This window comes from Acidipila sp. EB88 (genome assembly GCF_003858395.1).
Lineage (GTDB): Bacteria > Acidobacteriota > Terriglobia > Terriglobales > Acidobacteriaceae > EB88.
Map to the genome: position 1 here is coordinate 669,313 of NZ_QWEV01000005.1, position 12,534 is coordinate 681,846.

The following is a 12,534-nucleotide window of genomic DNA, read 5'->3' on the forward strand; positions in this document are numbered from 1 at the left end:
CCAGCCGCAATAGCGCTGTGCGCCAGCAGGCGGTTTACCCGACCTGCAACACCGCGACACCCACCCCAGGCATCGTCAGATGGCCTTCCACCACCTGGATCCCAGGATCCGACGCAAGCAGCAGCGTCACACTCTCGTCCAGTCCAGCCGAGTAGCCTTCTTCCGCCAGCGTAAACACCAGCACGATGCCGCCGCGCTGCATGGTGAACCACTGGTCCTCGTCATCGAAGTCCACGTCCACGTGGTCCAGCACGCCGTCCAGCAGCTCACGTTGCCCCTTGCGCAGCGCGATCAGCTCCTTGTAGAAGCGCAGCATCTCCGCATGTTCCGGCTGTGCCACCTCGTCCCACTTGAGCTTGGAAGCTTCAAACGTCGATGCATCCTGCGGATCAGGAATGTCCTCGGGGTCCCAGCCGAACGCTTCGAACTCCTTCTTGCGCCCTTCCGAAACCAGCTTGCCGAGTTCCTTGTCTTCGTGGTCCGTGAAGTACAGGAACGGTGTCGAGGCTGCGAACTCTTCGCCCTGCCACAGCATCGGCAGAAACGGTGCAAGCAGTGTCAACGCCGCGGCGATCTTGGCCCGGGGCATATCGGTCAGGTGCTGCAGGCGCTCGCCCTTGGCCCGGTTGCCTACCTGGTCATGATTCTGCGAGTAGCCGCAGAAGTGCCACCCCGGCAGGTCATGTACCGGCCGTCCATGCACGCGGTCACGAAACTCCGAGAACTGCCCGTCATAGACGAACGCCTGCGTCAGCGCCTTGCCCAGGTCTGCAAAGTCGCCAAAGTCGGCATAGTAGCCGCTCGTGTCGCCCGTCAGCAGCGCAACCACGGCATGGTGAAAGTCGTCGCTCCACTGTGCATCGAAGCCATACCCGCGCGCGGCCTTGGGCTGTACCAGCCGCGGATCGTTCAGGTCGCTCTCCGCGATCATCAGGTACGGCTTGCCCGTCTCCACCTGCAGCGCGTGCACCTCGGTGTTGATCTGCTCCATGAAGTTGATGGCCGAGCGATCGATGTACGCGTGCACCGCATCCAGCCGCAAACCATCCATGTGGTAATCGCGCAGCCACATCAGCGCGTTGTCGCAGAAGAACCGCCGTACCTCGTACGAGCCCGCGTCTTCCAGGTTCACCGCGTCGCCCCACGGGGTCTTGTGCTGATCGGTGAAGTACGGGCCAAACTGCCCCACGTAGTTCCCGGCCGGCCCAAAGTGGTTGTAGACCACGTCCATCATCACGGCAAGCCCCTTGCCGTGCGCCGCATCCACCAGCCGCTTCAACCCATCCGGGCCACCATACGCAGCATGCGGTGCAAACAGATCTACACCGTCGTAGCCCCAGCCATGCTTGCCCGGGAACTCCGCGAACGGCAGCAGCTCGATGTGCGTCACGCCCAGCTCGCGCAGGTAATCCAGCTTCGCGATCACGCCATCGCAGGTGCCTTCGGGAGAGAACGTGCCTACGTGCAGCTCATAAATAATCGCCGCCTGAAATGGCACAGCACGGAACCCGTTATCCGCCCACTGAAACTTCGCATGGTCCACGACCTGCGAAGGCCCATTCACACCTTCCGGCTGAAACGCCGACCGGGGATCCGGCAGCTCCTGGTCCTTGCCATCCAGCAGGAACACGTACTTGGTGCCATCCGCGGCATCGTCTACGGAGGCGCTCCACCAGCCGCCATCCTGCTGGTTCAGCGGGTACGTCTTGCCTTCGACCTTTACTTCTGCAGTCTCCGCTTTGGGAGCCCAAACTTTAAACGTATGCATGCCTCTGCCCTGCTCCTCGCCTCACTGTTGCGGCTCTTTGCCTTGTTCCAGTGGGTCCTGAGGTGTAGATGCACTTTCTTCGCGCATCCGCGGTTCTTCGCCCGTATCGCTTGCATCGATCTTTGATGGCTCGGGATCAAGCTCCGTCACGCCTACCGGCTCCCGGGTGCCGACGCGCACCTCGGGATCGCGCAACTTGTGAAGGGTCTCGCCGTCTTCCAGCTCGAAAATAGCGTTGATCATTGCGATGTGCGAGAACGCCTGCGGGAAATTCCCCACCTGCCGCTTCTTCGCCGTGTCGTACTCCTCGGCCATTAGTCCCAGGTCACTGCGCAGCAGCAGCAGGCGGTCCAGCAGCGCATACGCGTCCTCCCTGCGGCCGATCAGGTTCAGGCAGCCGACCAGCCAGAACGAGCACGCCAAAAACGAGCCTTCGCCCTCCGGCAGTCCATCACTCGACTTACCCGTGTCATAGCGCAGCAGCAGCCCGTTGCGCATCAGTTTTTGCTCGATTGCCTCGACCGTGCTTTTGATCCGGGGATCTTCCGGCGGCAGAAAGCCCGAGAGCGCCAGCAGCAGCAGCGAAGAGTCCAGCTCGTCGCTCCCATAGAACTGCGTGAACGCGCCGACCTTCTTGTTGAAGCCCTTCTCGCAAACGTCCTGGTGCACCTGGTCCCGTGCCTGCCTCCACGCGTCGAGCTTCACGGCCTTCTGCTCTTCCACGCCCATCTGCTCAGCGATCCGGATCGCGCGGTCAAACGCCACCCACACCATCACCTTGGAGTAGGTGTACTGCTGCGGCCCCGAACGCGCCTCCCAGATACCCTGGTCCGGCTCCTGCCAGATTGTCAGCAGGTGGTCCACCAGCAGCTCCTGCAGGTGCAGGTCCACCGGGCGCGGCTCCTTAATGCCGGCCAGCGACTGCGAAAACGCACCCAGCACCTCGCCGTAAATATCCAGCTGCAACTGCTCCGCCGCGGCATTGCCCACGCGCACCGGCTTCGATCCCTCGTAGCCTTCGAGCCACGGCACCTCCCACTCCAGCAGCTGGCGCTCCCCGCCAATGCCGTACATGATCTGCACCTGCTCCGGGCTGCCGGCGATCGCGCGCAGCAGCCAGTCCTGCCAGCCTTCGGCTTCCTTGTAAAAGCCGCCGTTCATCAGCGCCAGCAGCGTAAACGTCGAGTCGCGCAGCCAGCAGTAACGGTAATCCCAGTTACGCGGGCCACCCAGCTGCTCCGGCAAAGAGGTCGTCACCGCAGCCACCACGCCGCCCGTCGGCCGGTACGTCAAGGCCTTCAGCGTGATCAGCGAGCGCTCCACGGCTTCGGTGTACTTGCCCGCCCGGTTGCACTGCGAGGTCCACTCGTTCCAGTACCCCACCGCTGCGATCAACTCGCCCTCCGCATCCACCACCGGGGGATCTTCACCCGCGGAGTGCGCGTACGACAGCGTCATGCACACGCTTTCGCCTGCAATCAGTGCAAACTCGGCCATCGTCTTACGGTCTTTGCCGTAGGTCGGCATCGGCGAGCGAAACAGCACCATGTGCGGTCCTGCAATGGCGCGGATCGTGTCCTCCGCGCTGGTCACCCATGGAATCGACCGGCCGTAGTCGAAACGCAGCACCAGTTCCATGTGCATCGGCACGCGGCCCCGCACACACTCCACCTTGCGTACAAGGTGCGAGTGCTCATCGCGCGACGGCATAAAGTCCGTGACGCGTGCTTCATCCTCGCCACGCGTCCAGGTCGTTTCCAGGATCAGCGACTTCGGCAGGTAGCGCCATGTCGCTACCCAGGGCTCTTCGCCTTCCGCCACAACGGGCGCTACCAGCCAGCGCCCGTTCCCCTCGTCACCCAGCAACGCCGCAAAACACGCATCCGCGCTGAAGTGCGGCCAGCACAGCCAGTCGATCGAGCCATCCTTGCCCACCAGCGCCGCGGTTTCGCAGTCGCCGATCACTCCGTAGTCTTCAATCCGCAGGGCCATGGTTATTGCTCGTGATACGAACGGGAAAGGCCGCCATCGACCGTAAACGTCGAGCCGGTAATGTACGCTGCTTCGTCCGAGGCAAGAAACGCCACAACGCCCGACACATCGTCCACATGGCCCATCACCCCAAGCGGGATGTTGCGCCGCAACTGCGCCGTCTTACTTTCATCGCTCATCAGCTTCGCGTTAATGGGGGTAATGATCGCTCCGGGCGCCACGTTGTTGATCGTGATACCGAGCGGTCCCAGCTCCACCGCGAGATCGCGCATCATCATCCGCATACCGCCCTTGCTCATGCAGTACGACGCAAAACCTGGAAACGCCATGTCCTCGTGCACGGAACTGATATTGATCACGCGGCCTTTTGCATCCGTTTCACGCAGCCTGCGCACAAATGCCTGCGTCAGGAAAAATGGCCCCTTGAGGTTGACGTCCAACACCTTCTCGTACTGCTCTTCCGTCACATCCCAGAAGTCGGCCTTGATCTCGAGACCGGCGTTATTCACCAGCACGTCACACTTGCCGTACGTGCTGTGCGCCACATCCATCAATGCCTGTACCTGTTGCAGATCGGTTACATCCGCCTGGAAAATCACGCCCTCGCCGCCCGCTGCATGAATGCTGCTGAGCGTTTCCTTCGCGCCTTCGTCGCTGCCGATATAGTCCACCACGACCTTCGCGCCTTCCTTGGCCAGGCGCACTGCGATCGCCTGCCCGATCCCCGAACCCGCTCCGGTCACCACGGCAACACGACCCTCTAGAAAACCCATCGATTCCTTCTCCCCGGCGCCATGCTTCCCCAGCGCGTATCCCGCCATTGGATGCAGCGGATTCCCGCACGAACCACGCACGCGGAAAAACAGCGTTGAGCCACAGAAGCAAGGTAAGACCCCCTGCGCGGGAAGCGGCCACTTCGTGGCAGGTATACCCGAAAGCAAAAGCCTCAAGACACCCCGGAATCGGTCACCCAGGGTATCTCGAGGCTCTGCTCTGAACGAGTGTCCGCCACGAAGTGGCCGCAAGCCGCGCAGGCGGTTTACCTCGCGCTTACTCCCACTCGATCGTGCCCGGCGGCTTCGAGGTGATGTCGTACACCACGCGATTGATCCCGCGCACCTCGCCTACGATCCGGCTCGACATGCGCGCCAGCAGCTCGTACGGCAGCGGCACCCAGTCCGCCGTCATGCCATCCTCCGAGTGCACCGCGCGAATCGCGCAGGTGTTCGCGTAGGTGCGCTGGTCGCCCATCACGCCCACACTCTTAACCGGCAGCAACACGGCGAACGACTGCCAGATCTCGCGATACAACCCCGCAGCCTTGATCTCATCCACAACGATCTCGTCGGCTTCCTGCAGGATCGCCACGCGCTCCGCCGTGACCTCGCCGAGGATGCGCACCGCCAGCCCCGGCCCCGGGAACGGCTGCCGCCCCAGGATGTCCTCGGGCATGCCCAGCTCCCGGCCAATGCGCCGCACCTCGTCCTTGAACAGGTCGCGCAGCGGCTCGATCAGCTTGAGCTTCATCGTCTCCGGCAGCCCGCCTACGTTGTGGTGGCTCTTGATCGTCATCGACGGACCCTTCACCGACGACGACTCGATCACATCCGGGTACAGCGTTCCCTGCACCAGCCACGCCACGCCATCCGGCTTCGCATCGCCCGACTCCGCCAGGATCCGCGCCGCTTCATCGTCGAACACCTCGATGAACTCGCGCCCGATCACCTTGCGCTTGGTCTCCGGATCGCTCACCCCGGCCAGTTTCGACAGGAAGCGATCCTTCGCGTCGACCGCCACGAGGTTCAGCCCCAGCTTGCCGCGCAGGTTCTGCTGCACTTTTTCGAACTCGCCCTTGCGCAGCACGCCGTTGTCCACAAACACGCACGTCAGCTGGTCGCCGATGGCCCGGTGCACCAGCACCGCCGCCACTGACGAGTCCACCCCACCCGAGATCGCACAGATCGCGTGACCCGTCCCCACGCGCCGGCGAATCGTCTCGATTGTCTCGGTGATAAAGTGCTCGGGCGTCCAGTCCGGCACAACTTTGCAGATCCCCTCCACGAAGTTCCGCAGCAGCTCCATGCCCTGCCTGGTATGCGCCACTTCGGGATGAAACTGAACTGCCCAGATCCGCTTCTCGGCATTGGCAATGCCCGCCAGCGAGGTCGGCGTTTTCGCCGTCACGTGGAAGCCCGTGGGCAACTCCAGCGCCTCGTCCCCATGCGACATCCACACCCGCAGCATTGCCGGCAGCCCCGCAAACACGGCAGACTCCGGATCGAGAATCTGCACCTCGGCGTCGCCATACTCGCGCCGCGCCGCTGGCTCGACCCGCCCACCCAGGTGATGCACGATAAACTGCAGCCCATAGCAGATGCCCAGCACCGGCAGCCCCATCTGCAGGACTGCGGGGTCAGCCTTGGGCGCGTCCGCGTCGTACACCGACGAAGGACCGCCCGAAAGAATGATGCCGCGCGGTTTCAAAGCCTGTATCTCGGCGAGCGAAGCCGTGCAGGGCAGCACGGCAGAGAACACGTTCAACTCGCGAATACGGCGTGCAATCAGCTGCGTGTACTGCGAGCCGAAATCAAGAATGACGATCGAAGAAGCAATGCTTGCGGTGGTTTCCACACTGCCAGTCTAACGGCAAGACCCCCTGCGCGGGAGGCGCCACTTCGTGGCGTGTACTTGTTACGAACGAAGGCCTCAAGCTTCCCAAGAACATCTTGGGAGCCTTGAGGCCTTGGCTTGCAGGTACACACGTCCCGAAGGGACCGCCAGCCGCGCAGGCGGTTTTGGCTTCTAACCGATCGCCGCCAGCACCTGCGCGGTCGTGCGCACCTTGGAGATCCGGGGAAAGATGACCTTGAACGCAAAGTCCTGCATCTCCTGCGTAAACGTCGAGCATGCGTCTTCGACCGTGACGAACGAGAAGCCCAGTCCGGTGCCCTGGCGAAGCGTGCTTTCCACCCCCAGGTTGGTCGCGATGCCGGCCAGAACCACCGTCTTAACGCCGCGCGTACGCAACTCCTGCTCCAGGTTGGTCTGCGCGAAAGCTCCCCAGTGACGCTTGGCAATCAGCAGGTCGCCCGGCTGCATGCCGGCTCCGTCGGCGATGTCGTTCATGGAAGGCGGCAGATCCTTGGGGAGCTGCAGGGGCTCGTCGATTTGTAATTGCAGAAAGTTGTCGATCAGCACGTGGACGTAGATCACCGGCGCACCCTTGGCGCGAAATGCTTCGGCCAGGCTGCGTCCCTGTTGCATGATCTCGCTCGCAGGGTACGGCTTGACGTCGCGACTCACGATGGCATTCTGCAGATCAATCAACACCAGTGCGGTGGTTTTCGGGTCGATCGTGAGGTCCGGGCTCGTTGCGTCACTCATGCGTGCAGGCTCCTTGGGTTTGGCTTGCGAACATGAGGATTGCCTCACGTTTCTGTGCTTAGAATATGAGGATGCCCTCGCGTCCGTCAACTCCGACACGGCGCGCCCCGCAACAGGATCGCTCGGCCCGTCGCGTTCGCGCCTTTCTTGATGCGAGTGAGGCCCTGTTTGCCGAAGTCGGTTTCCAGGCCACCACGATGACCGCCATCGCCGAGCGCGCAGGCTCCTCCATTGGCGCGCTGTACAGCTACTTCCCTGACAAGAAGACGCTCGCCGTGGCCTTGCTCGACATCCACGCGAGCCGCATTGAGCAGCACTGGAAGCCTCTCTTCGACCAGGTCACCGAAATCTCGGCCGCCGCCTTCTCGGAACAGTTCCTCGCCCGCTTTCTCGACTTTATCCAGGCCAACCCCTCATACCTGCAACTGCAGGCCGCGCCCGTTCCCCTGCGCCGCAGCGCTGCCGCCAAGCGGGCATTCCGCGCGACGCTTGTGGATGCGCTGCGCCGCCGCGTTCCCTCGCTCACTGCGGAGTCGGCCCATTTGCGGGCTGGCGTCCTCCTGCAGATCGTGCGCGGCATGATGCACCTGTATGCCGACGCTGCCGCGTCCGAGCGCATCCCCATTCAGCTCGAATTCCAAACCCTTATGACGGTCTACCTCGAAGCCGTGTTCGCAGCCTGACCAACCCGTGCCTCCGCTCCTGAAGGGATAGGCGCGCAAGGCACCGCCTCCGCATGGAGCCATGCGCCGGCAAGTGTCTTCAGCTCTTCGACCCACCCATCGCCGCCCGTCGCGCCCGCGTCGCGCCCAACAGCGCAAACAGCACACCGAGTCGCACCGCGTCCGCTCCGGCCAGCAGCACCAGCGACAGCAGCAGCCACCACGCCACTAGTTGCCAGCCCGTCGAGAACGGAGCAGGCAGCAATGTAAACACCACGGCCGCGCCCACAAGCCAGAGCCGCAGGCGACCGGCAGCCTTTCGGGTTGCGCCAACCTCGGCCGAGATGGCACTTCCCCGGAGCTGCCAGGCCGCTCGAAATGCTGTCAAGAACCCCAACGAGTCCACCAGTCCGAGCGCCATGGCAGCTTCGATGGTGCGCGCAATGCGCCCCCACCCCGCCAGCACCAGCACCGTAGCCGCCAGCACCAGCACCCCGTACAACAGGCCATTTGGTGCGCTCCCGCGCAGTGCCACGGCAGACGAGAGCTGCACCAGCTCACCCCACACCGCCGAGGCAGCCAGCATCACCGCGAGCCGCGAGCCCTCGGCTGCAGCCAGCAGCCAGGGTCGCCGCGGCAGCCGCACGTCGTAGCTGCGCAGCACCCCGCTACGACCCCACGCGAAAGCCGCTACCCAGCAAAACACCGCCAACGGCCCCAGTCCCCACGCGGCATGCTCGATCGGCGGCATCACGATCGCCGATGCTGCGGCAAATGCCGTCGTCAGTCTCGATGGATCTTCAAGCAGGCTGTCGCCAGACAACGACAGCAACCCGGTCGCGCGGATCCAAGGCAGCCACGCCTCCACGATGCGCCACCCCTGGTACCCGGCCAGCAGCAGCAGCAGGCCGCCGCAGCTCCACCGCCAGGCGAGCTCACCGAACAGCAATCCCGGCCGCTCCCGCAGCGGCGCCAGCACCGCCACCCTTGGCACAGGCGAGCCCACCGCTCGTATAGGCACTTGAGGATCGTCCGAAAGCACGCTCATACCCGCCGTCTTTTCCGCACTCAACCCTCAGCCCCTTCGCAAATACGCGCTCAACCAACAAGCCTGCCATGAGACACGCGCACTTCAAACCCCACCTGCATCAGGCAGAACAGCTGAGTGCTACCGCACCACCAGGTTCACCAGCTTGCCCGGCACCACGATCATCTTCACCACCTGCTTGCCCTCAATCGCGGCCAGCACCCGCTCATCGCCCAGCGCCGCCTCGCGCATCGCCGGCTCGCCCGCATCCGCCGCCAGTTTGATCACGGTCCGCAGCTTGCCATTGATCTGCACCGGCACCTCCAGTTCGCTCGCCTTCGCCAGTGCCTCGTCAAACGCGGGCCACGGCGTCCGCAGCAATCCGCCTGATTCACCCAGCTCTGCCCACAACTCCGCCGTCATGTAGGGCGCAAACGGCGCCAGCAGCAGTACCACACGCCGCAACACGTGCGCCGTCACCTCTGGCCGAATCGCACCGGAAGCAAATCGCTCATCCGCCCCCGTCAGCACATTCTGCAGCTCCATAATCGCCGCAATGCACGTGTTGAAGTGCCACCGGTCGTTGAAGTCCTCGGTGATCTTGCGGATGCACTGGTGCAGCTTGCGCAGCACCACCTGCTCGTCCGCGTTCGGCTGCTCGGGCAATGCCGCGTCACCCGCTTCCAGCGCCGCCGCACTGTGCCGCTGCACAAACCGGTACACCTTGGCCAGGAACCGCGAAACGCCCGCGACCCCGTCCTCCTGCCATTCCAGATCACGATCCGGCGGCGCGGCGAACAACGCATACATTCGCGTCGCGTCCGCGCCGTAACGCCCGATCATCTCGTCCGGCGACACCACGTTGCCCTTGGACTTCGACATCTTGGCGCCGTTCTTGATCACCATGCCCTGCGTAAACAGCCGCTCCGCCGGCTCCGCATTCGTGATCAGCCCGAGGTCGCGCATCACTTTGGTCCAGAACCGCGAGTAGATCAGGTGCAGGATCGCGTGCTCCACCCCGCCGATGTACTGGTCGATCGGGAACCAGTACTTTGCGGCTTCCTTGTCGAACGGAGCCGTCGAGTCCTTCGCGCTCGTGTAGCGATAGAAGTACCAGCTCGAGTCCACAAACGTGTCCATGGTGTCGGTCTCGCGCCGCGCCGGGCCGCCGCACTTCGGGCAGGTCGCGTTCACAAACTCCGGCACCTGCGCCAGCGGCGAGCCGCCCTGCTGCGTGATCGCCACATTCTCCGGCAGCAGCACCGGCAACTGGTCGTCGGGCACCGGCACAATGCCGCAGTCACCGCAGTACAGCATCGGGATCGGCGTGCCCCAGTACCGTTGCCGGCTCACGCCCCAGTCCTTCAAACGAAACGTGATCGTCGCCCTGCCGTAGCCGCCCGCGGCCGCTTCCGCGCTCAACTGCGCGCGCGCCTCGGCACAGGCCAGCCCGGACCACTTGCCCGAGTGCACCAGCACAGCGCCCTCCTCGCCCAGCACCGGCAGTGCGTTCTCCGCACCCGGCACCTCCACCACCTGCCGCACCGGCAGGCCATACTTCCCCGCAAACTCCCAGTCGCGCTCGTCGTGCGCGGGCACGCTCATAATGGCGCCCGTGCCGTAGTCCGCCAGGATGTAGTTCGCGATCCACACCGGCAGCAGCTCGCCCGTAAACGGGTTCTGCGCATAGTGGCCGGTAAACGCGCCGTGCTTTTCGAGCCCCGCCAGGTCGCCGCCTTCGCGTGCGGCCTTCTGCTGCTCCAGCATGCCGTCCACGTGCTCTCGCAGCGTCGGGTCCCCGGCTGCCCAGCCCGTCACCAGCGGGTGCTCCGGTGCAAGCTGCACGCTGGTCGCGCCGTAGATCGTGTCGATTCGCGTGGTAAATACGGTGATGCGATCGCCCGTCAGCGTGACGCCGCTCGCCGGCAGGATCTCCTTGCCCGCATCGCCCTGCATCGGCTCGCCGGCCACCACCTCAAACGCAAGCTCCGCGCCATCCGACCGGCCGATCCAGTTGCGCTGCATCGTGCGCACCTTGTCTGGCCAGTTGGGCAGCTGGTCCAGCCCGTCCAGCAGCTCCTGCGCGTACTCGGTCGTGCGAAAGAACCACTGCTCCAGGTTGCGCAGCTCCACTATCTGGTCGTCATGCCGCCAGCAGCAGCCGTTCACCACCTGCTCATTGGCCAGCACGGTCGCGCACTGCGGGCACCAGTTCACCTTGCTCTGCTTGCGATACGCCAGCCCACGCTCAAACATGCGGATAAAGAACCACTGGTTCCAGCGGTAATAATCCGGCAGGCAGGTCGTGACCTCGTTGCGCCAGTCATAGCTCAGCCCGAGCCGCTGCATCTGCTGCTTCATCGATGCGATGTTGCCGATGGTCCACTCGCGCGGCGGCGTGTTGTTCTTGATCGCCGCATTCTCCGCCGGCAAACCGAACGCGTCCCAGCCCATCGGGTGCAGCACGTTGCAGCCCTGCATCCACTTGTAGCGCGCCAGCGCATCGCCAATGGCGTAGTTGCGCACGTGCCCCATGTGCAGCTGGCCTGAAGGATACGGCAGCATCTCCAGCACGTAATACTTCGGCTTGCCGCTCGATGCCGGCTCCGCTGCGTACATGTCGGGATCCGCGGCCCAGCGCTCCGCCCACTTCGCTTCGATAGTGGCCGGCTGGTAGCGATCGTCCCGCGCGTCTGTCTCTGCCTGCGCGCTCACGGCTGTGTGCGTATTCTTTGCTGCGTCTTCCATCTGCGATCTCCCTGGTCTCGAAGCAAAGGCTTCCACCAAAACTCGGCTACTTTTTGCCGCCCAGCGCGGCCAGTCCCTGCAGCGCGCGTACGTTCTTTTCGATATCGCCCGGCTCATCCACCGGCGTCTCCGCCACAAAAGCGCAGTGCGCAAAGCGCGGGTCGTTCAGCAGCCGCCGAAACGGTCCTGCACCGATCATGCCCTCGCCGATATGCTCGTGCCGGTCCAGCTTCGATCCGCGCGCCGCCTTGGCATCGTTGCAGTGCCATACTTTGACGTTGCTGGCTCCGATCGTCCGCTCGATCTCCGCGACGGTTTCCTCCCAGCCGGTCTCGCTCACGATGTCGTACCCGGCCACGTGCGTGTGGCACGTATCGAGGCACACGCCCACTGGCAGGTGGCTGCGCAGCAGCTCCGCCATCTCCGCCACCTGGTCGAACGAGCCGCCCAGCGAGTGCTCCGAGCCAGCCGTGTTCTCGATCAGCAGGTGAAAGTTCGATTCCGCGAAGTCCAGCCCTTCCACCGCTTTCTCAATCCCCAGCGCCGCCCGCCGCAATCCCTCGTCGCGCGTCAATCCCTTCCACGAGCCGGGGTGCAGCACCAGGAACTCCGCCCCCAGTGCCAGTGCCCGTTCCACCTCGCCGCGAAACGCGATGGACGATTTCACCAGCACGTCCTCTGTCTGCGAAGCCAGGTTGATCAGGTAGTTCGCGTGGATCACCGCCGGGCCAATGTCATGCTCGGCTCGCAGCGCCCGCATCTTTGCCGCCACGTCCGCGGCAATCGGCGCCGCACGCCAGGTCCGGGGGCTTGACGTAAAAATCTGGAACGTGTTCGCGCCCGCCGCCCTGGCCCGCTCCACCGCGGTGTGCGCCCCGCCTGCCGTGGAAAGATGAATGCCGATCCGCTTCGTGGTCATCCTCCCAGTCTAAAACGTGCTTCCCTTTCACCGG

Annotated in this window: 9 protein-coding genes; 1 reads left to right on the top strand and 8 read right to left on the bottom strand. The window is 64.0% G+C overall.

The window, feature by feature from the left end; all coding sequences use genetic code 11:
* Nucleotides 1–34: 34 nt before the first annotated feature.
* From treZ to D1Y84_RS03650, 5 genes are all read right to left on the bottom strand, one after another.
* Nucleotides 35–1,768, bottom strand: coding sequence for a malto-oligosyltrehalose trehalohydrolase (treZ, locus tag D1Y84_RS03630; RefSeq protein WP_124847316.1), 1,734 nt, complete (start codon nt 1,766–1,768; stop codon nt 35–37).
* A 21-nt stretch (nt 1,769–1,789) separates the two neighbouring features.
* Nucleotides 1,790–3,760 carry a glycoside hydrolase family 15 protein gene (locus D1Y84_RS03635; RefSeq protein ID WP_124847317.1) on the bottom strand — a complete coding sequence of 657 codons (1,971 nt, stop codon included), beginning with the start codon at nt 3,758–3,760 and terminating at the stop codon, nt 1,790–1,792.
* A gap of 2 nt (nt 3,761–3,762) precedes the next feature.
* A complete protein-coding gene (locus D1Y84_RS03640; RefSeq protein WP_124847318.1) occupies nt 3,763–4,533 on the bottom strand; it encodes an SDR family NAD(P)-dependent oxidoreductase in 771 nt (256 codons plus the stop codon).
* Nucleotides 4,534–4,810: 277 nt separating this feature from the next.
* Nucleotides 4,811–6,373, bottom strand: a complete 1,563-nt coding sequence (guaA, locus tag D1Y84_RS03645; protein ID WP_124849908.1) for a glutamine-hydrolyzing GMP synthase — start codon at nt 6,371–6,373, stop codon at nt 4,811–4,813.
* Between the two features lie 189 nt (nt 6,374–6,562).
* On the bottom strand, nt 6,563–7,144 hold the full coding sequence (locus tag D1Y84_RS03650) for an isochorismatase family protein (protein ID WP_124847319.1): 582 nt from the start codon (nt 7,142–7,144) through the stop codon (nt 6,563–6,565).
* Nucleotides 7,145–7,215: 71 nt separating this feature from the next.
* Here D1Y84_RS03650 and D1Y84_RS03655 point away from each other — a divergent pair, with 71 nt between their 5' ends.
* Nucleotides 7,216–7,827, top strand: coding sequence for a TetR/AcrR family transcriptional regulator (locus D1Y84_RS03655; protein ID WP_158615300.1), 612 nt, complete (start codon nt 7,216–7,218; stop codon nt 7,825–7,827).
* Nucleotides 7,828–7,906: 79 nt separating this feature from the next.
* Here D1Y84_RS03655 and D1Y84_RS03660 read toward each other — a convergent pair whose 3' ends face one another.
* The 3 genes from D1Y84_RS03660 to D1Y84_RS03670 form a co-directional block, all read right to left on the bottom strand.
* Nucleotides 7,907–8,854 carry a hypothetical protein gene (locus tag D1Y84_RS03660; protein WP_124847321.1) on the bottom strand — a complete coding sequence of 316 codons (948 nt, stop codon included), beginning with the start codon at nt 8,852–8,854 and terminating at the stop codon, nt 7,907–7,909.
* Between the two features lie 120 nt (nt 8,855–8,974).
* Nucleotides 8,975–11,581, bottom strand: a complete 2,607-nt coding sequence (gene leuS, locus D1Y84_RS03665) for a leucine--tRNA ligase (RefSeq protein ID WP_124847322.1) — start codon at nt 11,579–11,581, stop codon at nt 8,975–8,977.
* Nucleotides 11,582–11,627: 46 nt separating this feature from the next.
* A complete protein-coding gene (locus tag D1Y84_RS03670) occupies nt 11,628–12,500 on the bottom strand; it encodes a deoxyribonuclease IV (RefSeq protein ID WP_124847323.1) in 873 nt (290 codons plus the stop codon).
* Between the last annotated feature and the right edge of the window lie 34 nt (nt 12,501–12,534).

What these genes read in the sequence shown, in the direction of transcription:
- treZ (WP_124847316.1), bottom strand. Translation starts at nt 1,768, where the DNA reads ATGCATACGTTTAAAGTTTGGGCTCCCAAAGCGGAGACTGCAGAAGTA.
- D1Y84_RS03635 (WP_124847317.1), bottom strand. Translation starts at nt 3,760, where the DNA reads ATGGCCCTGCGGATTGAAGACTACGGAGTGATCGGCGACTGCGAAACC.
- D1Y84_RS03640 (WP_124847318.1), bottom strand. Translation starts at nt 4,533, where the DNA reads ATGGGTTTTCTAGAGGGTCGTGTTGCCGTGGTGACCGGAGCGGGTTCG.
- D1Y84_RS03650 (WP_124847319.1), bottom strand. Translation starts at nt 7,144, where the DNA reads ATGAGTGACGCAACGAGCCCGGACCTCACGATCGACCCGAAAACCACC.
- D1Y84_RS03655 (WP_158615300.1), top strand. Translation starts at nt 7,216, where the DNA reads ATGCCCTCGCGTCCGTCAACTCCGACACGGCGCGCCCCGCAACAGGAT.
- D1Y84_RS03660 (WP_124847321.1), bottom strand. Translation starts at nt 8,854, where the DNA reads ATGAGCGTGCTTTCGGACGATCCTCAAGTGCCTATACGAGCGGTGGGC.
- leuS (WP_124847322.1), bottom strand. Translation starts at nt 11,581, where the DNA reads ATGGAAGACGCAGCAAAGAATACGCACACAGCCGTGAGCGCGCAGGCA.
- D1Y84_RS03670 (WP_124847323.1), bottom strand. Translation starts at nt 12,500, where the DNA reads ATGACCACGAAGCGGATCGGCATTCATCTTTCCACGGCAGGCGGGGCG.